General features: G+C 45.4%; 26 protein-coding genes. 16 read left to right on the top strand and 10 right to left on the bottom strand.

What is annotated here, in order from left to right; genetic code table 11:
- Positions 1-118: 118 nt before the first annotated feature.
- Positions 119-1,225: a cell division protein ZapE gene (gene zapE / locus D1Z90_RS05065; RefSeq protein WP_119909663.1), complete on the bottom strand. Its 1,107-nt coding sequence runs from the start codon at positions 1,223-1,225 to the stop codon at positions 119-121.
- 77 nt (positions 1,226-1,302) lie between these two features.
- On the opposite strand from zapE, the gene D1Z90_RS05060 reads away from it, so the two are divergent.
- From D1Z90_RS05060 to D1Z90_RS05040, 5 genes are all read left to right on the top strand, one after another.
- Entirely contained in the window at positions 1,303-1,806 is a 504-nt protein-coding gene (locus tag D1Z90_RS05060) for a Z-ring associated ZapG family protein (RefSeq protein ID WP_119909662.1), read from the top strand.
- Positions 1,807-1,908: 102 nt separating this feature from the next.
- Positions 1,909-3,267 carry a Do family serine endopeptidase gene (locus tag D1Z90_RS05055; protein WP_119909661.1) on the top strand — a complete coding sequence of 453 codons (1,359 nt, stop codon included), beginning with the start codon at positions 1,909-1,911 and terminating at the stop codon, positions 3,265-3,267.
- A gap of 105 nt (positions 3,268-3,372) precedes the next feature.
- Positions 3,373-4,455, top strand: a complete 1,083-nt coding sequence (gene degS, locus D1Z90_RS05050) for an outer membrane-stress sensor serine endopeptidase DegS (protein ID WP_119909660.1) — start codon at positions 3,373-3,375, stop codon at positions 4,453-4,455.
- 187 nt (positions 4,456-4,642) lie between these two features.
- Complete coding sequence (locus D1Z90_RS05045; RefSeq protein ID WP_119909659.1) at positions 4,643-6,103, top strand: Lcl domain-containing protein; 1,461 nt, start codon at positions 4,643-4,645, stop codon at positions 6,101-6,103.
- An 11-nt stretch (positions 6,104-6,114) separates the two neighbouring features.
- Entirely contained in the window at positions 6,115-6,744 is a 630-nt protein-coding gene (locus D1Z90_RS05040; RefSeq protein ID WP_158587057.1) for an Lcl C-terminal domain-containing protein, read from the top strand.
- Between the two features lie 463 nt (positions 6,745-7,207).
- Here the strand turns inward: D1Z90_RS05040 and murA are convergent, their stop codons facing one another.
- The 7 genes from murA to D1Z90_RS05005 all read right to left on the bottom strand — a co-directional run bounded on the left by murA (position 7,208) and on the right by D1Z90_RS05005 (position 11,859).
- Positions 7,208-8,464, bottom strand: coding sequence for a UDP-N-acetylglucosamine 1-carboxyvinyltransferase (gene murA / locus D1Z90_RS05035; RefSeq protein WP_119909657.1), 1,257 nt, complete (start codon positions 8,462-8,464; stop codon positions 7,208-7,210).
- Between the two features lie 12 nt (positions 8,465-8,476).
- Complete coding sequence (locus tag D1Z90_RS05030; protein WP_119909656.1) at positions 8,477-8,734, bottom strand: BolA family protein; 258 nt, start codon at positions 8,732-8,734, stop codon at positions 8,477-8,479.
- A 174-nt stretch (positions 8,735-8,908) separates the two neighbouring features.
- Positions 8,909-9,169 (bottom strand): STAS domain-containing protein, encoded by a 261-nt coding sequence (locus tag D1Z90_RS05025; protein WP_119909655.1) that lies wholly within the window; start codon positions 9,167-9,169, stop codon positions 8,909-8,911.
- On the bottom strand, positions 9,169-9,801 hold the full coding sequence (locus D1Z90_RS05020) for an MlaC/ttg2D family ABC transporter substrate-binding protein (protein ID WP_119909654.1): 633 nt from the start codon (positions 9,799-9,801) through the stop codon (positions 9,169-9,171). The genes D1Z90_RS05025 and D1Z90_RS05020 overlap by 1 nt, the downstream gene beginning before the upstream one ends.
- A gap of 5 nt (positions 9,802-9,806) precedes the next feature.
- Positions 9,807-10,277 carry an outer membrane lipid asymmetry maintenance protein MlaD gene (gene mlaD, locus D1Z90_RS05015; RefSeq protein WP_119909653.1) on the bottom strand — a complete coding sequence of 157 codons (471 nt, stop codon included), beginning with the start codon at positions 10,275-10,277 and terminating at the stop codon, positions 9,807-9,809.
- Positions 10,278-10,291: 14 nt separating this feature from the next.
- Positions 10,292-11,065 (bottom strand): lipid asymmetry maintenance ABC transporter permease subunit MlaE, encoded by a 774-nt coding sequence (mlaE, locus tag D1Z90_RS05010; RefSeq protein WP_119909652.1) that lies wholly within the window; start codon positions 11,063-11,065, stop codon positions 10,292-10,294.
- On the bottom strand, positions 11,062-11,859 hold the full coding sequence (locus tag D1Z90_RS05005) for an ATP-binding cassette domain-containing protein (protein ID WP_119909651.1): 798 nt from the start codon (positions 11,857-11,859) through the stop codon (positions 11,062-11,064). Before D1Z90_RS05005 ends, mlaE begins: the two co-directional genes overlap by 4 nt.
- A gap of 131 nt (positions 11,860-11,990) precedes the next feature.
- Here D1Z90_RS05005 and D1Z90_RS05000 point away from each other — a divergent pair, with 131 nt between their 5' ends.
- The 10 genes from D1Z90_RS05000 to mgtE all read left to right on the top strand — a co-directional run bounded on the left by D1Z90_RS05000 (position 11,991) and on the right by mgtE (position 20,035).
- The gene (locus D1Z90_RS05000; RefSeq protein ID WP_119909650.1) at positions 11,991-12,953 is read left to right on the top strand and encodes a calcium/sodium antiporter; all 963 of its coding nucleotides are present in this window, start codon (positions 11,991-11,993) and stop codon (positions 12,951-12,953) included.
- Between the two features lie 16 nt (positions 12,954-12,969).
- Positions 12,970-13,518, top strand: coding sequence for a 3-deoxy-manno-octulosonate-8-phosphatase KdsC (gene kdsC, locus D1Z90_RS04995; protein WP_119909649.1), 549 nt, complete (start codon positions 12,970-12,972; stop codon positions 13,516-13,518).
- Positions 13,515-14,069, top strand: a complete 555-nt coding sequence (lptC, locus tag D1Z90_RS04990) for an LPS export ABC transporter periplasmic protein LptC (protein ID WP_119909648.1) — start codon at positions 13,515-13,517, stop codon at positions 14,067-14,069. Before kdsC ends, lptC begins: the two co-directional genes overlap by 4 nt.
- On the top strand, positions 14,056-14,562 hold the full coding sequence (gene lptA / locus D1Z90_RS04985; protein WP_119909647.1) for a lipopolysaccharide transport periplasmic protein LptA: 507 nt from the start codon (positions 14,056-14,058) through the stop codon (positions 14,560-14,562). The genes lptC and lptA overlap by 14 nt, the downstream gene beginning before the upstream one ends.
- A complete protein-coding gene (lptB, locus tag D1Z90_RS04980; RefSeq protein WP_119909646.1) occupies positions 14,562-15,287 on the top strand; it encodes an LPS export ABC transporter ATP-binding protein in 726 nt (241 codons plus the stop codon). Before lptA ends, lptB begins: the two co-directional genes overlap by 1 nt.
- 48 nt (positions 15,288-15,335) lie before the next feature.
- Positions 15,336-16,784: an RNA polymerase factor sigma-54 gene (locus D1Z90_RS04975; protein WP_119909645.1), complete on the top strand. Its 1,449-nt coding sequence runs from the start codon at positions 15,336-15,338 to the stop codon at positions 16,782-16,784.
- A 242-nt stretch (positions 16,785-17,026) separates the two neighbouring features.
- The gene (ptsN, locus tag D1Z90_RS04965) at positions 17,027-17,473 is read left to right on the top strand and encodes a PTS IIA-like nitrogen regulatory protein PtsN (RefSeq protein WP_119909643.1); all 447 of its coding nucleotides are present in this window, start codon (positions 17,027-17,029) and stop codon (positions 17,471-17,473) included.
- A 16-nt stretch (positions 17,474-17,489) separates the two neighbouring features.
- Complete coding sequence (gene rapZ, locus D1Z90_RS04960; RefSeq protein ID WP_119909642.1) at positions 17,490-18,350, top strand: RNase adapter RapZ; 861 nt, start codon at positions 17,490-17,492, stop codon at positions 18,348-18,350.
- Positions 18,337-18,612: an HPr family phosphocarrier protein gene (locus D1Z90_RS04955; RefSeq protein ID WP_119909641.1), complete on the top strand. Its 276-nt coding sequence runs from the start codon at positions 18,337-18,339 to the stop codon at positions 18,610-18,612. Before rapZ ends, D1Z90_RS04955 begins: the two co-directional genes overlap by 14 nt.
- 61 nt (positions 18,613-18,673) lie before the next feature.
- On the top strand, positions 18,674-20,035 hold the full coding sequence (gene mgtE / locus D1Z90_RS04950; protein ID WP_119909640.1) for a magnesium transporter: 1,362 nt from the start codon (positions 18,674-18,676) through the stop codon (positions 20,033-20,035).
- A 79-nt stretch (positions 20,036-20,114) separates the two neighbouring features.
- On the opposite strand, the gene pmbA is transcribed toward mgtE, so the two are convergent.
- Positions 20,115-21,458, bottom strand: coding sequence for a metalloprotease PmbA (gene pmbA / locus D1Z90_RS04945; protein ID WP_119909639.1), 1,344 nt, complete (start codon positions 21,456-21,458; stop codon positions 20,115-20,117).
- A gap of 77 nt (positions 21,459-21,535) precedes the next feature.
- Between pmbA and yjgA the strand changes: the two genes are divergently transcribed.
- A complete protein-coding gene (yjgA, locus tag D1Z90_RS04940) occupies positions 21,536-22,069 on the top strand; it encodes a ribosome biogenesis factor YjgA (protein ID WP_232525201.1) in 534 nt (177 codons plus the stop codon).
- Positions 22,070-22,111: 42 nt separating this feature from the next.
- On the opposite strand, the gene tldD is transcribed toward yjgA, so the two are convergent.
- Positions 22,112-23,557, bottom strand: a complete 1,446-nt coding sequence (gene tldD, locus D1Z90_RS04935; protein ID WP_119909638.1) for a metalloprotease TldD — start codon at positions 23,555-23,557, stop codon at positions 22,112-22,114.
- Between the last annotated feature and the right edge of the window lie 2 nt (positions 23,558-23,559).

The following is a 23,559-nucleotide window of genomic DNA, read 5'->3' as shown; positions in this document are numbered from 1 at the left end:
AACAAACTCACCAAAACATGGCGTTTGTAACAGGGTCGCAAGATTATACGGAAAAGGATATCAGAAAGCACCCTTTTTCTGGTGCTTTTTCAAACGTTATCTTCAAACCTGCAACTGCTTATGGTAAATGCTCTTTCGCTAGGTATTCATGGCTTTGCATTTCTTGCAGGCGAGACAAGCAACGTTTGAATTCAAACGTTAATCGGCCTTGAGTGTAAAGTGCGTCCATTGCGACATCAGCAGAGATAATAAGCGCTACGTGGCGTTCATAAAATTCATCTACCATGGCTATAAAACGGCGGGCTACATCATCCGTGGTATTTCCCATGGGTTTAACATTAGCCAGTAGCACGCTGTGGTATAGCTTAGACATTTCAATGTAATCAACTTGACTGCGGGCGCTTTCACACAAAGCGGAGAAGTCGATATATAAAACGCCTTCGGCCTCACCTAAGGTTGGAATGGCACGATTTAAAACTTCGATATCATGACCGTAACGGCGTGGCTCAGTGGATAATTGCTGGAAATACTGCTTAAGGTTTTGCTTGGCTTTCTCGTCTAGGGGATGATGGTAAATCTCTGCTTGGGTTAAGGTTCGTAGCCGGTAATCAATGCCGCTATCGACGTTAATAATGTCACAATGACGATTAATAAGTTTTATCGCCGGAATAAAACGCTCTCGCTGTAAGCCATTACGATATAGCTCATCAGGCACTATGTTAGACGTGGCCACAAGCACAACGCCGTGGGCAAATAACGCTTCAAATAACGTCCCCAGCAACATAGCATCAGTGATATCTGAAACAAAAAACTCGTCAAAGCAAATCACCCTTGCTTCTTTCGCTAGATTCGCTGCAATGATCAACAAGGGATCTTCTTGCTGCTTTAACTCACCTAGCTCATGATGAATACGATGCATAAACCGGTGAAAGTGAACCCGCATTTTTTGCTCAAACGGTAAGCAGTCAAAAAAGGTATCCACAAGATACGTTTTACCTCGGCCTACCCCGCCCCAAAAATAGAGACCTTGAATCGGCTCTACCGGCTCAGGTTCAGAAAACTTTGCCTTTAGGTTATCCAGCCAAGACTTTTTTGCCGGAGCCGGGGCTGGCTTGGTTAAGTCTTGATAAAGACGATTTAACGCAATGACCGCCTGCTCTTGCGCCGCGTCATAGTGAAAATCATCAGATTTTAAATCTTGTTGGTACTTGTTTAATGGAGTCACAGGCTTTATTTATATCCTTGTCCTGAACAATCTGTTTCAGTGTCGTTTATTTTTGTTGCCTTAAGTAGGAGCACACCATGATTATTTATGCCGTTATTAGCCTCGCCATCATCCTTGTTATTGCTGCATTTTTTATTGGCAAAAAAACCAGCCAACGTCGCTTTCAAGTTGAGCGCGAAGCCTTGGTGCAAACTCACCAGCGCGAATGCGAACAATATAAACAAGAAATCGACAAACTTAAACAAACACATCATCAGCAAGAGGGCGACCAGCAAGAATATCAAAGCCATGTCTCACAACACTTTACCAAGTCCGCAGAATTAATGGCTGAGATGGCTAAGCAGTATCAAGACGTGTATCAGCATATGTCTGACACCGCGCATCAACTATTGCCTGAAGCCGAAGCCAGTGCCCTGCTATTAAAAGCGCAGCGCCCTGATGTAAACGCCTTCGCAACAGAAACGCCTCATCAAACGTCAACCTCTTCTAAAGCAGACGAAGAAGCAACCATAGATATGTCGCAACCAACAGTATTGGATGAAGCGCAGCAAGAGCCAAAGTGCACATCTGCGCAAAGCTAATTAAGCCTACGTCAAACAAGGTAAAGCTCTGTAAAAGGGCAATCCTTTCTATACTGTTATGAGTCATTATGGCTTTGTGTCTGATTTTAGGAATGTTAATCAATGAAAAAAAGCGTCTCTATTTTTAGTGCCATTGCATTATCAACGGCACTTGGCCTTGCTAGCCTGCCAGTTCAAGCTGCGTTTCCGAGTCAAGTGGGTGATAAAGAGCTGCCTAGTCTGGCGCCTATTTTGCAGTCTGTCTCGGACGCTGTGGTCAATATTTCAGTTGCGGGGACCAAGGTTCCTGAGCAGCAAGTTCCTGAAGCTTTCCGCTTTTTCTTCGACCAAGCGCCGCAACAGCAGTCAAGCCAACCATTTCGTGGACTGGGCTCAGGCGTCATCATTGACGCTGATAAGGGGTATGTGATCACTAACTACCACGTGATCCACCAAGCCGATGAAATCAAAGTCACCTTAAAAAATGGCAAAGAATACATTGCTACCAAAATTGGCGAGGACAAACAAACCGATATTGCGCTGCTGCAAATTAAAGGTAAAAACCTGAAAGCCATAGAGTTTGCAGACTCTGACCAACTTAGAGTGGGTGACTTTACTATTGCCATAGGCAACCCTTTTGGTTTAGGGCAAACCGTCACTTCAGGCATCGTCAGTGCGCTTGGCCGCAGTGGCTTAAATATTGAGAATTACGAAAACTTTATTCAAACCGACGCAGCCATTAACAGCGGAAACTCTGGCGGCGCGTTAATTAACCTCAATGGTGAGTTAATAGGAATTAATACCGCGATACTTGGCCCTAACGGCGGCAATATCGGCATCGGCTTTGCCATTCCATCTAATATGGTGAATAACCTCACAGCACAAATATTGGAGTTTGGTGGTGTACGCCGAGGGTTATTAGGGGTAACCGGCGGCGAATTAACGCCTGAGCTAGCAGATGCATTTGGTTATGACACGCAACACGGCGCATTTGTCAATCAAGTAATGCCTGACTCTGCCGCTGAAAAAGCCGGTTTAGAGGCCGGCGATATTATTGTTAAGCTGGGCAATAAGAAAATACGTTCTTTCAGTGAGCTAAGAGCCAAAATTGCCACCTTAGGTGCAGGCAAAACAATTGCTGTGACAGTGGTAAGAGACGGCAAAGAGCAAGCTTTTGACGTGACCCTGAGCGAAGCTAAAGATACTAAAATCAAAGCTCAAGCTATCCACCCCGCATTAGAAGGCGCCACACTGAGCAGCACGCCAGCAAACGCTAAAACACCCGGGGTTATGGTTGCTGAAGTGCAGCCTGGCAGCCCAGCAGAAATGGCAGGCCTTGAACAAGGGGATATTATTTTAGGCATTAACCGAAGTCGCACTAAAGATATCGCTGACTTACGCAAGGTTATTGAATCAGAGCCCTCGGTGCTAGCGCTGAATATCAAGCGTGGTAATACTTCTTTATACCGAGTACTGCGCTAAATCCTAGATAAATCGCACACTGTGGTAAAACGCCTCCCGTGAGGCGTTTTTTTTTAACGCTTTTTTGCTATTCTTCATGACACTAAACATAACTCGCACAATTTCATGCCATCAGCTCTGCGTTATATCTTAAAGTCTGTTGCTATCGGTTTATTATTCGCCGTATTTTTACTGATTTTTTTTCCGCCGCTGCGAAATAATCAAGAGCTACCATTCGCCGAGCAAATCGAAAGTTATAGCGGCCAAGTTGCCAGTTACAGCTCCGCGGTTCGCCGCGCTGCGCCGGCTGTAGTCAATATTTATTCGCAAACCTACCAACGTTCTAACATTAACAGTCAACCTGAGTTGAGACCTAACGGCCTTGGTTCAGGCATCATCATGAGTGATAAAGGCTATGTGCTCACTAACCTGCATGTGATCGAGCAGGCAGACCAAGTCTTAGTGGCACTACAAGATGGTCGATTACTCACTGCCAATATGGTTGGCGGCGATGCTGTTACCGATTTAGCCGTATTACAAATTGATGCAAGCAATTTACCCGTGATCCCACAAAACCCCTCTTACCTGCCAAATGTAGGTGACATAGTGCTCGCCATTGGCAACCCATACAACATAGGTCAAACCGTTACTCAAGGCATTATTAGTGCGACGGGTCGTTCCGGCATCAGTTCTACTGGTAGGCAAGATTTCTTGCAAACCGATGCGGCAATCAACCGAGGCAATTCAGGCGGCGCCCTTGTCAATAGCCGAGGAGAGTTAGTTGGAATTAACACTTCGGCTTATCACATCACCCAAGACACTGAAAGTTATGGCATTAGCTTTGCCATCCCTCAGCAGCTTATTAGCCGAATAATGACCAGCTTAATACGTGATGGGCGTGTCATTCGAGGCTCTATTGGCGTCGTTGGCGGCCCTGTTAACCCTGTGATGGCTCGACTTTGGGGCATTGAAGCGCAAAGTGGCATAATGATCACTGAAGTTGTGCCAGGCGGCCCGGCGGCGCAAGCCGGTGTCAAAACCTCTGACGTGATGCTCGCCATCAATCAAGAGCCCGTGAAAGGCGTCACCGACGTGCTTGATAGAGTGGCAGAGGTTCGCCCAGGTGAAGTCATCCAAGTAAAACTGTTACGGGATGGTGAAGAGGTTGAATTAGCTATTGAAGTGGAAGATTTTGATAAACGGAGATAATTCTCATAATTATCACTTCATAGCCCCACCCTTTAAAAACTGTGAGCCTTAAAGATCATTTTTTAGCATTCTGCGAGCCTCGTACTAATAATGGGCTTTATAAAGACTTATGCAACCGTTATCATGCCAACCTAATTATATCTGGAAAGTCTAACCATGGATTTAACACATTAAAGGAGGACTCATAATGTGTTGGCGTAAAATCGGAATTTTAACTGCAAGTATACTGGTTGCAGCCTGTGGCGGCGGTGGTTCAAAAGACCTAAGCGGCGGAGGCTCTACTACTCCTGTCCCATCCGGTGAGCCTAACCCTAGCGGTGGCCCAACAACCCCTCCGGCAAGTAATGAAGTCGTCTTAATGATCCCAGGGGAGATCCTAGAACTAGACAGAAGAAATGCGACTATTCCATTTGAATATGCGCTAGATCTACCGCCTTCATTCACCGCAGACTTTTATATGGAGCTTTCAGGCTCGGCGGTCATAGGCGAAGACTTTGAACTGGATAATTATAACGTACTGAGCTTTGCTCCAGGGCAACAGGTCGCCTACTTAAATATGACGTTATTCGAGTCTAACAAGCCTCGTGGCGGCAGAACACTTAACATCAAATTCTCAAACGATGACGGTCAAGAAGCGACCCAAACCTTCATTATTTCAGGTGATGTTCGATTAAACGATACAGGCATTACGACCTTCTCTGACGAGTTCAGCTATGATTCAACGGCTTCATTAGCCAGTCACCCTAACCAGGATGCGGACTTTGGCTCAGACGTAGTCAATGTGAATGATGCGAGCGCGCCATATTATAAAAGTCCTAACGAGCTAGACCTAAACAGCGATTACTACCTTGGTGAAGCAGGCTTTAGGTATGTAAAACTTGATGCAGCCGGTAACGAGCTGAACGCTCAAGCCACACAATGGCGCTGTGTTAAAGATGAAGTGACGGGCATGGTATGGGAGCGTAAAGGTGGTCATAATGAACTCTACCTTGCTACCAATGAGCCACCTCCAGCACCAGGAGAAGAAGATAACCGAGAATTCTACTGGACCGCAGCTGACTTATCTAATGATAATGCCGTTAACTTCTCTTATCCTTGGCATGATATAAACGACAATACAAATGGCGGCAAACCCGGCTGGATATTAGGCGATGGAAAAGGTGGAGCTTTACCTGGGCTTCCACTACCTGCAGCTAATAGTATTTGCGCATTTGATAATATCGCGAGAGACGGTGATAGGTATTGCTCTACTAATGACTATGTTGAAGAAGCAAATCTAAAAGGCACTTGTGGTTTTACCGACTGGCAGGTTCCAACCGTTGAACAATTTAGAAGTATTTTCAACTATCAAAACTTAGCCAATGGCTCCACTGATATCCTAGACCCAACCTTCTTTGACTGTGCCGGCGATAGCTGTTTAGTTGATCTCGAAGGTCACGCCTTATATTGGACGGCGACAACGGCTGCTGCCGGCCCTGGCAGCGCGCTTTGCTTTGATATCACTACGGCTCGCCTTCAGCAATGCAGCAAAAATGAACACAACAAAGTGATGATTGTGCGTCGTGATGACAAAACGCTGGTAGATAACAATGAGCCAGAGCCATCATCTGAACCAGCACCTGAACCAACCACAGAGCCTGAAGCTTAAGGAGTATGAAAATGAAAAAATTATCTATTATTTTATGCTCTTTAGCACTACTAAACAGTCATAATCTACTTGCTGCAGACACATTTTGTAATGCGCAAATAAAGAAAGACTATACCACCAGTCACTTCATCAGTTTAGACGATGGCACGGTTAAAGATATTCGAAGTGGCCTTGTTTGGTCTGTGTGCAGCTTAGGCCAAACATGGTCTATTGGTGCAAACGGTAAAGACGTATGTAGTGGTCAACCAACATCGTTTGCAACTTGGCAAGATGCACTCATCGCGGTTCAAACAGCGAATGAAAGTACTGCATTTGCAGCCAACGATTGGCGACTGCCGAATATTAAAGAGCTTGACTCTATTGTCGATAGAAGCTGTTATTCACCTGCAATCAATCAATCTATTTTCCCTAATACTTACCCTGTAAATTACTATTCTAGTACACCTTACAACGGCTCTATTGATACGGATCTAGGCGGTGATGGGAATAATTACGACCATATAACCTCACGTATCATTGACTTTAATACGGGTTTAGAGAGTCCACACAAACCTGAATCGCAAACCAGGGTCAGTTACTCGGTCCGTGTTGTTCGTTGCGGCGAGTGGCCCGTTCCAGACGTTTGTAAAGTCGCTCGATAAAGAGATGTATAAGCGGTCTAAAACTGTACTTTAGACCCTTTGCTTAATACGTAAAAAGGCCTCAACTTTGTTGAGGCCTTTTTTATCTCTGCATTATTGACCTTTTTTAATGCCATAACTGCCCATACCTCATATCAGAAAAAGCATGACTCATTAATGTCTGGCGCTGTTTACTAGCTAAAGTGATTGCTGCGAAATAGAGGAAACAATGAATCCTTGCTAGCGTATTACAAAGCAGTTGAGCTCCCTCTCTTGTGAAAAAGTAAGCTGACTCTAGACGCTCTTTAACGGCAAAATGTCCCACTAAAACTATGGATAAGAAAGCAAGTTAAATCTAAAGGTCGAAGGCTTTAAGGAGACTTATTGTTAGGTATAAACTATCCCAGCTTTATACGACACTGAAGGATAAAAGAAAAAGCCGTCGAAGTGAACTTCAACGGCTTCATGAGCTGGCTTGGGAAGCCTAGCCAATACGTTTCATCGTTGCGCCAAGAGGAATCAACTTGTTCTCGATCTTTTCGTAACCGCGATCTATGTGGTAGATACGATCAACAATGGTTTCACCTTTAGCCACTAAGCCCGCGATGACCAAGCTAGCAGATGCTCTTAGATCGGTGGCCATGACTTGTGCGCCACTAAGCTCTTCACTGTAAGCACAAATAGCCGTGTTTCCTTCTAGCTCTACTTCTGCGCCCATGCGCTGTAGCTCTGGCACGTGCATAAAACGGTTTTCAAAAATGGTCTCAGTGATACGCCCGGCACCTTCAGCGACGACATTAAGCAAGGTAAACTGCGCTTGCATATCGGTTGGGAAGCCAGGGTAAGGCACGGTTTTGATATTAACTGATTTGAGTTTGCGGCCTCGCATATCGGCGCTCACCCAGTCTTCACCTGTTTCAACCAATACACCCGCTTCTTCAAGCTTGGCGAGCACGGCTTCTAACAAGCTTGGATCTGTATCTCGGCAAGTAATTTTGCCACCAGTAACGGCGGCAGCCACTAAAAAGGTACCCGTTTCAATACGGTCAGGCTGAACGCTGTAATGACCACCGGTCAGCGCTTCAACCCCTTCAATAGTAATTGTGTCGGTGCCAGCACCAGAAACCTTGCCGCCCAGCGTGTTAATGAAGTTAGCAAGGTCAACCACTTCTGGCTCGCGCGCAGCATTTTCGATCACGGTTGTGCCTTCAGCCAAAGCCGCCGCCATCATTAGGTTTTCAGTGCCGGTTACGCTCACCATATCCATCACGATACGAGCCCCTTGTAGACGACCATCTACACGAGCTTTGATATAACCTTCTTCCACCACTATGTTAGCACCCATCAATTCAAGGCCATGAATGTGAAGGTTGACAGGCCTTGCCCCGATGGCACAGCCACCAGGCAAAGAAACGTCAGCTTTACCATATTTAGCGACTAGTGGGCCTAAGGCGAGAATTGATGCTCGCATCGTTTTGACCAGCTCATACGGCGCTTTGTAGCTGTTAACAGGTCCAGCATTCACTTTTACCACATCGCCATCATAGTCAGCGTTGGCGCCAAGATCACGTAACAAAGCCAACGTCGTATTAATATCACGCAACTTAGGCACGTTTGTTAGGCTGATCTCTTGATTAGAAAGCAAAGTGGCAAACACAATAGGCAGCGCAGCATTTTTTGCGCCAGAAATAGTGACGTCACCGTTTAAGGTGCAGCCACCTTGAATCAAAAACTTATCCATAGAAACCTCTATTTAAGATGGCTGATTAAATATTTTTTCTTTTTGCCATTGCTCAGGAGTAAAGGCTTTAATGCTTAATGCGTGTATCGTATTGGCTGCAATTTCTTCCGTTAACGGTGCGTAAATTGCTTGCTGTTGCTTAACTCTGCTCATACCCGCAAAGCTTTCAGAAACGGCAATCACTTGAAAATGATTGCCCTCGCCTTTTACAAAGCACTCTTCTAACGGTAAAGCCGCTGATAGCTTTGCTTCTATTTCTTTTGGATCCATCTTCAATCCTAGTTTTACTGCTAAATTTTAATGTGTACCACGACTGAAGCTTGAACGGCATCGATTTGATAAACCGCAACCCAACGCGTTTTAAGGCCAGCTGTTTTATCACCTCTGGGGAAAAATTAAAACCGCTATCAGTCGAATATTCTTTTTTTTGTTAGACGCACCACTTTATCCGTGGCAAAACAAGTCATCTAAGCCATACAGCTGAGACAAAGTCAGCAAACTACTCGGTGCATGACTAAAGCCTACTTTGTAGGGAGCAAAGTAATGCACTAGCCAAGCTAAGCCAGCTGAATCAAAATCAGTGATGCGACTCAAGTCTATAGCCCTTACCCCTTGGTAGGGCTCTGGCTTGAGTTTCTCTACTTCGGGTAGCGTCAACGAACCGGATAAGTGTAAGCGGCTGGTGTTATATTTAATAGTTAACATTAATTTGTTTTACTTACAGGCCTTGTCTCAGCATTTTTTTGTTCTAGCATGAGGGTGACTTCATCAATTCCTTTGCTACGAATGAGCCCAGCCAGTTCTGACTTTTTAGTATCTAGCAGACTGACCCCCTCGGCCACAACATCAAACACTAGCCACACTGACGTTTTCTTATTTTTGCGCAGTTTAAACGTAACTTTAATATCTGGTTGGCCTGCTTGTACAAAATGCACCGGGATATCAATAACCCGCTGAGTCCCCAATTTCACTTTCTTTGCAAACTGCAGTGTTTGTTGGTCATATTTGAACAGTACATTTGAATATGTCTGAATCATGTGCTCTTTAAAAGCATCCGCAAAACGGTCCCGTTGCGCTTTGCTCATATCCCTTAACGTTGGGCCGATAACTTTATAAGCGGCATAACGCGTGTCAACATAAGGTAATAATTCGTCTTTTACGACCTGGTCAGCATAAGCCGGGTCATCTAACATTTGCTCACGCTCATTTTTAACTCGTGCAAAAGCTTGCCCTGCCACCTCTTCAATAAGCGCATAAGGGTCAGTGTACTGCTTGACTTCGTTCGCGTGTGAAACGCCAGTGATTAAAAATAACAGCACACAAAATAAACGCATCATCAGGCTTATTCCTTGTCTTGAATTGAATATAAAAATTGTCCGATCAAATCTTCGAGCACAAGGGCTGACTTGGTATCCTCAATTTCGTCGCCTTGTTCGAGCATGACGATGTCCTCGTCAATAAAACCGGCTCTGAGGCCAATAAACTGTTCCCCCAGTAACCCTGCGGTCAAAATCGCCGCTGAACTGGTTTCAGGATAATAACCGTACTTTTTGAACATGCTCAATGTCACAATGGGGGTATAAGTTTCGGTTTCAAGGTCTATCGACTCAACTCGTCCGACAACTACCCCCCCGACTTTAACCGGCGAGCGAGGCTTGAGCCCCCCAATATTGTCAAATTTGGCTACTAACTGATATGTATCAGACTGACCCGTTAAGTTAAAGCCCGCAACTTTTAACACTAACAGCAACAAAGCTGCACAGGCTGAAAGTACAAAACACCCCACAAAAAAATGTAACTTTTTCTCAGACATACCCTTTCCTAACATCAACCATACATAAAAATGGTTAATACAAAATCTAAAGCTAAAACTAACAGCGAAGAATTGACCACGGTTTTGGTCGTAGCTTGGCTAATTCCCAATGAAGATGGCTGACAATAAAAGCCATTAAATAACGCTATCCAACAAATAACTAAAGCAAATATTAAACTTTTCAAAAAGCCGAAAAAGATGTCCTCGTAGACATTAACACTGGCTTGCATCACCGCCCAAAAGCCACCACTATCAATACCCTTCCAGTCTACGCCGACTAAACTGCCGCCCCAAATAGCGATCATTGAAAATAAAAATGCTAACAAAGGCATCGCGATCACCCCGCCCCAAAAACGCGGCGCAATAATTCGCTTTAATGGGTCCACTGCCATCATTTCCATGCTGGCTAATTGCTCCGTCGACTTCATTAGTCCAACTTCAGCCGTTAACGCCGAGCCCGCACGCCCCGCAAACAACAATGCCGTTACCACAGGCCCAAGTTCGCGCAATAAAGCTAATGCGACCATAGTACCTAAGCTCTGCTCTGCGGAATAACCAACTAATACGTTGTAGCCTTGCAGTCCAAGTACCATGCCGATAAATAAGCCAGCAACCAAAATAATAGGCAAAGACAGCACACCAAGAAAGTACACTTGAGCGGTCACCAAGCGTAAAAACTTAGCGTTAGGCGCGCATGCCAATGCTCTCAAAAGCATGACAACAGCCAACCCCAATTGACCAATAACATGGAGGGTTGAAGCGCCCGTTCGGACAATCCCTTGTATCATAATGTACTCGTTAGATCCTTGATAAAGTGACTCGCAGGGTAATGAAATGGCACTGGGCCATTAGGCAAACCTTGAATAAATTGCACCAGTTTTTCATCTTGATTCGCAGCAATATCTTCGGGGGTTCCTCGTGCAATAATTTTTTTATCTGCCAAAACATAAACATAGTCGGCTATTTCTAAAACTTCCTGAACGTCATGGCTCACGACAACTGATGTCAGCCCCAAGCTGTGGTTCAAATCACGTATAAGCTTAACCAGCACTCCCATAGATATAGGGTCTTGGCCAGCAAATGGTTCATCATACATAATAAGTTCAGGATCTAAGGCTATCGCCCGCGCCAAAGCGACCCTTCGCGCCATGCCCCCGGAAAGTTCGGTGGCAAGCATTGATTCCGCGCCGCGCAAGCCAACGGCTTCCAATTTCATTTGCACTAAAGTGCGCAACACAGGCTCGGCGAGCTGGTGATGCTCACGCAACGGAAAGGCAACATTCTCAAACACGGTTAACTCAGGAAACAGTGCTCCGGACTGAAATAACAAGCCCATTTTACGCCGCATTTGAAATAACTGCTTACGCGAAGCTGTCACAACCGACTCACCAGCAAACCGGATATCACCAGAAGACGGCGTTAATTGCCCCGCAATCAATTTAAGCAAGGTGGTCTTGCCAATGCCACTAGGGCCTAAAATCGCCGTGATTTTGCCTTGTTCAATGGTTAAATCAAGCCCTTGGAACAAAACGCGTTCGTCACGGGCAAAGCTCATATCCTTAATGGCAACTAACTGTGGCATATATCGAAATACTCTGATTAATCTGCTTATATTGTATGTGTAATAATTAACATACTCAAACCCTTCACTTTTGCCGAGATAAACGGGAAAATGGAGTTTTACCCTTTTGGACACATCAAGTAGCACATTATATGGAAGCAAATATTGTTTGGCTGATTCTTGGATTAATCGGTTTAGTATGGAGCGCCGATAAATTTGTCTATGGCGCCTCTGCGATTGCGCGTAACTTAGGCCTTTCTCCCTTAATCATTGGTTTAACTATTGTCGCAATGGGCTCTTCAGCCCCTGAGATGATGGTTTCAGCTGCTGCCAGTTTAAAAGGCAACCCAGATACCGCTATTGGTAATGCGATTGGCTCTAATATTACGAATATTACCTTAGTATTAGGCATTACCGCGCTGCTCAAGCCCATGCTCGTTGCGTCAACTGTGATGCGCCGCGAATTACCTATGGTGCTTGTGACCAGTTTGATTGCGGCATATGTATTATGGGACGTTAATTTCACTCGTGTTGAAGGCAGCATTCTAATGGTGGGCTTTTTCATGTCCATTGGCGGTCTAACCTACTTATCACTTAAATCGCCTCAAACAGACGACCCCTTGGTGGAGGAGTTAGAAGAAGAAATTCCCGCGGACGTTCCTTTGTGGAAATCGGTATTTTGGACTGTATTTGGCTTAGGCCTGTTAATATACAGCTCTGATGTTTTAGTCGACTCAGCGATTGGCATTGCCCGCCACTTTGGCATTTCAGAGCTCGTTATTGGCTTAACAATCATTGCTATAGGCACCAGTTTGCCCGAGTTAGCAGCCTGTGTGGCTAGCGTGCTCAAAAACGAAGGCGACTTGGCTCTTGGGAACATCGTTGGCTCAAACATCTTTAACATTTTGGCGGTATTAGCACTTCCAGGCATAATTGCGCCAGGTGAAATAGCGCCTGATGCAGCAGGGCGAGATATGTTCGTAATGCTTGGCGTAACCTTGCTACTGCTGGTTGTTGCCGGCAACGGTAAAATAAAGCAAATCTCGCGCTTTGAGGGTGGAATTTTGCTAAGCTGCTTTATTGCTTACCAATTTTTACTTTTTTATAGCATTTAAGCGGAAAGGCCAGCGAATGAAAAACACTCCTTATGGCGACATCTCACTCAGCGTTTTACGACAGTTTGAACAGATAAAGTTGCTTATTTGCGATATTGATGGAGTGTTTTCTGATGGCCGAATTTACATGGGTAACCAAGGTGAAGAGTTAAAAGCTTTTCATACCCGTGACGGTTTTGGCATTAAAGCGGTATTAAATGCAGGTATTGACGTAGCCGTTATTACTGGCAGAAAATCTCAAATTGTACATAACCGTATGTCTGCTTTAGGCGTCCCTTATATTTACCAAGGCCAAGATAACAAAGACATCGCCTTTCAACAGTTGCTGCAACAACTTTCTGTCAATGCGGACGAAGTGGCCTATATTGGCGACGACGTGATTGACCTCAGCGTCATGAATCAAGTTGGCCTCGCGGTCGCGGTCAATGATGCTCACCCACTCGTAGTGCAACAAGCTCACTATCAGACTAATATAAAAGGGGGCTATGGCGCGGTCAGAGAGTGTTGTGATTTATTATTATTGGCAAGAGGTAAACTCCACAGTGCACAAGGCACAAGCGTATGAATAAGCTTAATGTCAGTACATTTTGTTGCTTCATTTTATCATTAGCCTTGTGGCGTTTTTTTGGCCAAGAGCAGAAAGAAACACAACCTATAGACCCTTCACAGCCCTACTTTGTTGCAAAGAATACCACTACGGACACTTACAATCCTCTTGGACAATTAGACTACACGGTAAAAGCCAATAAAATCACGTATTTTAGGACTAAAGAAGTCACACAGTTTGAACAACCCGATGTCACTGTATTTCGAAATAATAAACAGACAATTTGGCAGATAAACAGTCTTAATGGCACGCTTCATCAACAATCAACTCTAGAGTTGATTGATCAAGTAAAAGCCTCTAACTTAACTCATGACCAACATATTCATTTAATTAAAACTGAAAAAATAAGCATAGACTTACTTAAAAATGAATTACACAGCAAAGAGCTTGTAACTTTCTATGGAGATCAAATCGAACAACGAGGCAAGGGCTTATTTGCCAATCTAGATGATCAACGAGCCTCGCTATTAACCAACGTAACGGCGACTTATTTAAATGACAAACCTTAACATCGCGCTTTTAAGCCTAACATTATTCAGTAGCCAAGCTTTGGCGTTAGCTTCTGACTCGCAGCAGCCAATCAATATTTACGCAGACTCCAATACCGTAGATTTGAACTCAAATACCACCACCTTCTTTGGTAACGTTGTAGCCACTCAAGGCAGCATAAAAATGACCGGGGATAAACTCATTGGTATTCGTGAAAAAACCGGTGAAATTATGATTTCCACGGGTAACCCGGCAACCTTCTATCAGATGATGGATGACGGTAAACCAATCAATGCCCAGGCCCAAGAAATTCGTTATGTTAAGGCAACGAATAAAATTATTCTTAGCAACAATGCCGTAATAAGTCAGCTCGACAGCAGCTATAAAGCCGAAAAAATTACTTACGACATCAGCTCTCGTAAGATCGAAGGCAAAAAAGGTAATCAGCAAACACGAACCGTGTTTACTCCCGCACAATTTGAGTCAAAAAAATCAGATAAGTCGGCGGATTAATGGCAACCTTAGAAGCAAAAAACTTAGCGAAAAGTTATAAAAGCCGCCGCGTGGTAAACGGGGTCAGTTTGCGGGTAAAAACAGGCCAGATTGTTGGTTTACTCGGACCAAACGGTGCTGGCAAAACAACAACTTTTTACATGGTGGTAGGCTTAGTTAAGCGCGACGAAGGCCAAATCTTTATCGATCAAGAAGAAATATCAGGTCAACCTATGCATGTTCGAGCGCAGAAAGGCATCGGCTACCTTCCCCAAGAAGCCTCGATCTTTCGTCGTCTTACCGTGACTCAAAATATCATGGCTATTCTTGAAACACGCAGTGAGCTAAGTCACGAACAAAAACAAGACCGTCTCAATGAGCTACTTGAAGAATTTCACATTACGCATATAAAAAACAACAAAGGGATGTCACTTTCAGGTGGTGAAAGAAGGCGCGTTGAAATAGCCCGAGCACTGGCAGCCGACCCGCAATTTATCTTACTTGACGAACCCTTTGCAGGTGTTGATCCGATCTCTGTAATAGATATCAAAAAAATCATTGAACACCTGAGAGACCGTGGTCTAGGCGTATTAATCACAGATCATAACGTGCGGGAAACACTGGATGTATGTGAATATTCCTATATAGTGAGCCATGGAGAGATGATTGCCGTGGGTAAGCCAGAAGAAATTTTGGCCAATGAACAAGTTAAACGTGTCTACCTCGGGGATCAATTCAAGCTATAGTTTTAAAGGCAAGCATGGTTTGCCTTAGCGCCTATAAACAGGATATCAATGAAGCCAACCCTTCAGCTTAAACTGGGTCAGCAATTAACGATGACCCCACAGTTGCAGCAAGCGATTCGTTTGCTGCAATTATCGACTTTGGATCTACAACAAGAAATTCAAGAAGCCCTTGAAGCTAATCCGTTGCTCGAAGCAGAAGATAATGGCCAGATAGACTCATTAGACCAAGACAAAGACCTGTCGCAAATAGACTCATCAGAGGCAATGGCTCAAACAGACCTGCCTGACGACCTCCCTACTGACTCAACCTGGGATGATACTTATACCTCGGCGCCAACCGGCAGCAGTGGTGTCGGCTCAGGTGGCGAAGATGCAGATTTTGTCTATCAGGGTGAAACGTCAAATAATTTGCACGACCATTTATTATGGCAGATGACCCTCACGCCTTTTTCAGAAACAGACCAAGCCATAGCCTTAGCCATAATTGATGCCATCGACGAGTCGGGTTACCTGACCGTCAGCAGTCAAGATATCCTTGAAAGCGTCGTCTCAGAAGAAGTAGAGCTAGAGGTTGAACTTGAAGAAGTAGAAGCAGTGCTAAAACGTATCCAGCACTTTGACCCTCTGGGCGTAGCAGCCCGCTCTCCACAAGAGTGCATGCTTATTCAGCTACAGCAAATCAGTCCTGAAGTAAAGTGGCGCCAGCAAGCCATTGATATTATCAAACAACACATGGACTTACTGGCAAACCGTGATTATCGCACATTAAGCCGCCAAACGAAGCTCAAAGAAGCGGAGCTGCGAGAAGTGATGCGCTTAATTCACACCTTAGAGCCTCGTCCCGGTAACGCCATCGTTGAGTCAGATGCTCAATACATTATTCCAGATGTGTCGGTACAAAAAAAATCGGGCCGTTGGGTGGTAGAACTCAACCCTGACTCTGTGCCTAAAATCAAGGTAAATGCTGAGTACGCCGCTTTTGCTAAACAAACCAGTAATACCGACGACAGTCAATTTATTCGCAGCCACTTGCAAGAAGCTAAGTGGTTTATCAAAAGCTTAGAAAGCCGAAACGATACCTTATTAAAAGTGTCTAACTGTATCGTACAACATCAAATCGCCTTTTTTGAGTACGGCGATGAAGCGATGAAACCTATGGTGCTCAATGATGTGGCTGAAGCAGTAGAGATGCATGAGTCCACCATTTCTCGTGTCACTACGCAAAAATACATGCACACTCCAAGGGGCATATACGAGCTCAAGTACTTCTTCTCAAGCCACGTAGCCACTGATGGTGGAGGAGAATGCTCCTCGACTGCCATTCGTGCATTAATAAAAAAATTGGTCGCAGCAGAAACACCCGCAAAGCCTCTGAGTGACAGTAAAATCACTCAATTACTGGCAGACCAAGGCATCAAGGTTGCCCGGCGAACCATAGCCAAATACCGCGAGTCATTAGGGATCCCGCCCTCAAACCAACGCAAGAGTTTGCTGTAAATATCGCTCAATACCCTGTTCCATGATCAATTGTGCAGAAAAAAATCAGTTCTACTTGAACGAGGTTGCAACTGCATTGATAATACCGCGATAACGGATACGTCAAAGAGCGCTCCCATCTTAGGGGGCCGTTGGCCATCAAAACAACCATCTGGCCCGAATGTGGCAAGAGATAGAATCAATGAAGCAATATTGGGCCAGCCAGCCTCAGAACCAAGGACAGCTGAAGCGATAGTAGTCATATGGAAATAAGTCATCTTCTCACGCAAGAGTGCACCAAAAGCGTGGTGCCTTGTTCGAGCAAAAAACGAGCATTAGAGTTAATCAGTGAAATTGCCGGCGCTAAGTTAGCAATTGAACCAAAAGTGTTATTTGAAAGCTTACTGGCTCGAGAAAAAATGGGCACAACGGGTGTTGGCGCCGGTATCGCGATCCCTCATGCCCGCATTTCAGACGATCACCCCGTTACGGGTATTTTTATTCAATGCGAGCAAGCGATTGATTTTAATGCTATAGATAATCAAACAGTAGATTTATTATTTGCCGTTTTGGTGCCTGAAAGCCAGTGCAGTCAACACCTTAAAACCTTGGCCTTGATTGCCGAAAAGCTCAGCGATAAAAAGATCTGTCGTCAATTGCGCGCAGCTACGTCTGATGATGAGCTGTATCAGCTTATCTGTGATTCTTAATTTACTAAGGTAAGACATGAAACTGATTATAGTGAGTGGTCGCTCTGGCTCAGGTAAAACAGTTGCCCTTCGAGTACTTGAAGACCTTGGCTATTATTGCGTGGATAACTTACCCGTACACTTATTGCCCGAACTTATCGCCGGACTCAAAGGCCAATTTGAAGCTGTCGCCGTGAGCGTAGATGTGCGCAACTTGCCGCCAGAAACCGAGCAACTCGATAACGTGATCAAGCAGCTTGATAGTTTAGCCGACGTCAGTACCTTCTTTTTAGACGCTAGCAGTAGCATTCTGGTTCGCAGGTATAGCGAAACGCGCCGTTTGCATCCTTTGGCAAAGATGCAGCTTTCTTTGTCTCAAGCTATCGACGAGGAAACTCGCTTATTACATCCTATTAGCGAAAGCGCTGATTTACGTATAGATACCAGTGATTTATCTATTCATGAATTGAGCGAACTTATTAAGCAAAGGGTATTAGGCCAAAAAACCAATGAACTTATTTTAGTGTTTGAATCTTTTGGTTACAAAAATGGCCTAACCAAAGACGCTGATTACGTATTTGATGCGCGCTTCTTACCTAATCCACATTGGGTGCCAGAGCTCAAACCTTTTACAGGCCTTGATCAACCTGTGGCGCAATACCTGAGTGAACAGCCTTTAGTGATGAAGTTTATTTGGCAAATTGAGAATTTATTAACTACTTGGCTGCCTCACTTAGAAAGAAACAATCGCAGCTATGTTACTATTGCCATAGGCTGCACCGGCGGGCAACATAGGTCCGTATTTATAGCCGAACGCTTAGCCGAATTCTTTAGTGCCGAGCATAAAGTGCAAATACGTCACCGCACCTTAGAAAAGGTCGAACATGCCAGCAATTGAACAAACCATCACGATTAAAAATAAACTAGGCTTACACGCAAGGGCCGCCGTTAAGCTGGCAGAACTCGCGAATAAGTTTAATGCTACCGTGACCCTCATTCACGGAGAGAAACAAGCGTCAGCAGCCAGTGTTATGGGGCTATTAATGCTAGAGACCTGCCAAGGTCAAAGCATTACCTTAGAAGCTGACGGAGAGGATGCCCAGCTTGCCATGGATGCGGTTAAACAGCTAATAGAAGATAAGTTCGAAGAAGCAGAATAAGCTTCATGAATGGCGTTTACCTTCCATTAGTACCGATAACAATTAGAGGGAAGGAATGCTTATGCCAGATAATTTAGAGCATTTAACAACTCAAGAGCGCTTGCTTGAAGTCAATAAAGCCTTGAACAACGGTATGTTTGTTCAAGTCAGGCGCATGCTGCATCAATTTCCCCCAGAAGACGTCGCGCTTATTTTAGAGTCTTCGCCCCAAAGCGAACGTAAATCACTGTGGCAACTTACCGACGCTGAGCAGCAAGGTGAAATTCTCGAAGAGCTCAACGAAGACGCTCGTGACAGCATTCTTGCGTTGATGGACACCGAAAACTTGGTGGCCGCAACAGAAGGGATGGATACGGATGACTTGGCTTACGTCCTTGGCGGCCTAAATGACTCTGAGTATCAAGACGTGCTCGCACAAATGGACGCGCAAGACAGGCAGCGACTCGAGCAAGCATTGTCTTACCCAGAAGACACCGCCGGTAGCGTGATGAACACGGACACCATCACCTTACGGCCAGACGTAAGCGTCGACGTTGTATTGCGTTACTTACGTTTAAAAGGTGATATCCCTGCCGGTACCGACGCCCTTTATGTACTCAACAAAAATGATGAATTATTGGGAGAAGTGCCTTTAGCCAGCTTGTTGACCTGCGATCCAGCCGCCTCTGTTGCCGAAGTGATGAATCACAACGCAGAGTCCATCCCTGTCGGCATGGAAGACAGCGAGGTCGCTAAAATTTTTGAGCGCCGCGACTTAATCAGTGCTCCAGTGGTCGATGACCACAATAAACTGCTTGGACGGATCACGATTGATGACGTGGTCGACATCATACGTGAAGACGCCGATCATACTATGATGGGCATGGCCGGCATGGATGATGACGAAGATACCTTTGCTCCCGTGTTAAAAAGCACCAAGCGACGTACCATTTGGTTAACGGTTAACCTTGGTGCAGCATTATTAGCGGCCTCAGTGTCTAACATGTTTGAAGCGACTATTTCTGAAATTGCCACCCTGGCTATTTTAATGACCATAGTGCCCAGCATGGGCGGCATCGCCGGAAACCAAACACTTGCCTTGGTTATTCGTGGCCTCGCCGTTGGCCACATTGGCGACAGTAATGCCAAAACTCTGATTTGGAAAGAAGTGGCGATAGGCTTATTAAATGGCTTTATTTGGGCATTGCTAGTAGCCGTCGCTGTGGTGATATGGAAAGGCGACGTTAATATCGGTTACGTGATAGCCGGTGCAATGTTCATCAATTTATCCATTGCTGGCCTTGCTGGGGTATCCATTCCGCTGCTAATGAAAAAGTTCAACATTGACCCTGCTTTAGCCGGAGGCATGGCATTAACCACTATCACAGATGTCGTCGGCTTATTTTCATTTCTTGGCATGGCGACGATATTCCTTCGCGCCTAACGCTTAACCCTCTCTTTACCCACTAAAAGCAAAAAGCCAGCATTACGCTGGCTTTTTCTTACCTTGGCAAAATAGCGCATTAGTTACCGGCTATCTTCATATTGTCTATCAGTACCGAGCCAGTGCGCAGACTAGTGCGTAGGTCGACATCGGAGCCCACCGCGACGATCCCTTTAAACATGTCTTTCAAATTACTGGCGATGGTAATTTCGTGTACTGGGTAAAGAATTTCACCATTTTCAACCCAAAAACCCGCCGCACCGCGTGAGTAATCGCCCGACACAGCATTAACGCCTTGGCCCATCAACTCCGTTACATACAGCCCAGTGCCCAAGTTTTTCAACATTTGTGTGAAGTCATCATCACCGGTTTTGACAAACCAGTTATGAATTCCACCAGCATGCCCTGTAGTCGTCATGCCTAATTTTCGAGCAGAATAGCTGGTGAGTAGGTAAGAATTCAGCACACCGTCTGCAATCACTTCTAAATCTTGGGTTTTCACACCTTCCGAATCGTATGGCGTACTGGCCAAACCACCGAGCACATGTGGACGCTCACTGATTGAAAAGCCCTGAGGGAACACTTGTTGCCCTAAGCTATCCAATAAAAAAGATGATTTACGGTATAAACTGCCACCACTGATGGCATTGACTAAGTGACCAAACAAGCTCACCGCCGCATCGGAAGAAAATAACACGGGGCAGCTGCAAGTATCTATCTTGCGCGCGCCTAAACGCTTTACCGTTCGCTCAACTGCATCTTTGGCAACGGCTTCAGGAGAAAGCAAGTCAGCAGGGTTACGCGCCATGGTGTAACTGTAGTCTCGCTGCATGTCATCTTGTTCTTGGCCAATCAACATACAACTCAAGCTGTGGCGACTCGATAAGTAACTTTGCACGTAATCATGGCTATTACCGTAGACCTTGATTCCTAAGTGGCTGGTGTAACTGGCGCCATCAGAATTCACGATACGTTGGTCTTGGCTGAGTGCAATCTCTTCACAAGCCTTAGCAATAGCTAAGCCGTCATCTGGCTCGAGGGAAGCAGGGTGGAACAAGTCCAAGTCTTGTGGTTGACGCTCTAGCAGTGCAGGATCTGCAAGGCCAGCATATTCATCAACGCTAGTGTGCTTGGCAATTTCAATCGCAGCTTTAACAGCTTGCTCAATGGATTTAGGCGACACGTCAGAGGTCGAGGAGTTGCCTTTGCGCCCTTTCACATACACGCTGATACCGAGTGCACCGTCGTGGTTAAATTCAATATTTTCAACTTCCGTCATACGAGTATTCACCGCGATACCCGTTTGACGACTGACCGCCACCTCAGCTTGGTCAGCCCCTAACTGCGTTGCTAAACTAATCGCGTCTGCAACCGCTACTTCTAATTGTTCCCGTTCTTGGGCAATAAGGCTTGTTGAATCCATCATCATTCTTCTATTGCAACTTAATTGCGCCAAGCATACCACGACAGGAGGAGCTTGCGGCAATTTGCTGGTAAGATATGGTTAACAAACCGCAAGAAATAAAGATGATGGCAAACGAAGACGAACAAGATTTCATCAGTAAATCGGAAATAAAACGTGAAATGGATGCGTTGCAAGCGCTGGGCAATCAATTAGTAAAACTGAGCCCTACGGAGCTGGCCAAAATTCCTCTTTCTGAATCTTTGGCTGACGCCATCGCGCTGGCGCATAAGATTAAAAATAAACACGAAGCATTAAGACGCCAATTGCAATACATTGGCAAATTAATGCGCCACGAAGATCCTGAGCCAATTCAAGCAGCGTTAGACAAGCTAGCGAATAAGCATCAAGAGGCAACTCGAGAGTTTCATCAAATAGAAATCTTTCGGGATCAAGTAATTGCTGAAGGCGACGAAGCTATCTCTGGCTTAATAGAGCAGTACCCGCAGTTAGAGCGTCAAAAATTGCGCCAACTGGCACGCCAAGCAAACAAAGAACTAAAGAGCGCGAAACCGCCCAAAGCCGCACGTGAAATTTTTAAATACTTACGTGAAATGATTCTAGAAGCGTAATCAGGTACGCGCAGCCTTCACTGCGCGAACCTCTTCCATGCTCTATTGAGTGCCGCCTATGGTCAACTCATCTAATTTTAAAGAAGGTTGGCCGACGCCAACAGGCACCGACTGACCGTCTTTACCACACACACCTACGCCTAAATCCAAGCTCAGGTTATTCGCCACCATCGACACTTTTTGCATCGCTTCTGGGCCATTGCCAATCAAGGTTGCCCCTTTAATTGGCGCGGTAATCTTACCGTCTTCGATCAAATAAGCTTCCGACGCAGAGAACACAAACTTACCCGAGGTAATGTCAACCTGACCACCGCCAAAGTTCGGTGCATAAATCCCTTGTTTAACGCTGGCGATTAACTCGTCGTGTTCGTATTCACCTGCCAACATATAGGTATTTGTCATTCGAGGCATAGGTAAGTGAGCATAAGATTCACGACGGCCATTCCCGGTAGATGCGGTATTCATCAACCGCGCGTTAAGCTTATCTTGCATGTAGCCTTTTAGAATGCCTTTTTCAATCAGCATGGTGTTCTGGCCAGCAGTGCCTTCATCATCAATGGTTAACGAACCTCGGCGATCCATTAAAGTTGCGTCATCCACTATCGTGCAGTGTTCAGACGCCACCTTCTCACCAATACGGCCAGAAAATGCTGAAGACCCTTTACGGTTAAAATCACCTTCTAAACCATGGCCAACGGCTTCATGTAACAGCACACCAGGCCAACCAGCACCTAATACCACAGGCATAGCTCCTGCCGGCGCATCTATCGCTTCAAGATTAACTAATGCTTGGCGCACGGCTTCACGAGCATAAGTAAAGGCTTGTTGCTCACCTTCTGGGCTCGAGGTGAAATACTCCATACTGTGACGACCACCGCCACCCGAACTGCCGCGTTCACGTCGCTCGCCACGCTCTGCTAAAACGGAGCAGTTAAATCTTACCAAAGGGCGAATATCCGTTGCTAATGTGCCATCACTGGCCGCGACAAGCACTTCCTCGTAAACCGCACTCATACTCACGATAACCTGAGTAACGGCAGGATCTAAACTGCGTGCAAATGCATCAACGGTTTTCAATAAATTTATTTTTTGTTCTTTTTGTAAGCATTCTAGCGGATCTAGAGCCGGATACATCAGCGGTGCACTGCTTGGCTTAAGCAAGCTGACAGTACCAGATTGGCCTTGTTTGGCAATACCACGGGCCGCCTTCGCAGCTTGCTGCAAAGCCGCTAAGCTAAGTTGATCAGAATAAGCAAAACCTGTTTTCTCGCCACTGATGGCCCTTACCCCGACACCTTTTTCAATATTAAAGCTGCCTTCTTTTACAATGCCATCTTCCAGCACCCAGCTTTCGTGGCGGCTGGCTTGAAAATACAAATCGGCGTAGTCGAGTTTATGTTGGTACATGCTCGCTAAAACGGAGTCAAGTTTATCGATGCTTAACTCGGTAGGCGCAAGTAAATGTTCACTTACAGCTTCAAAACTCATTG

The organism is Motilimonas pumila, assembly GCF_003596335.1.
Classification (GTDB): domain Bacteria; phylum Pseudomonadota; class Gammaproteobacteria; order Enterobacterales; family CBDFNC01; genus Motilimonas; species Motilimonas pumila.
The sequence above is the reverse complement of the archived record's forward strand: the minus strand, read 5'-3'. Positions and strand labels throughout refer to the sequence as shown.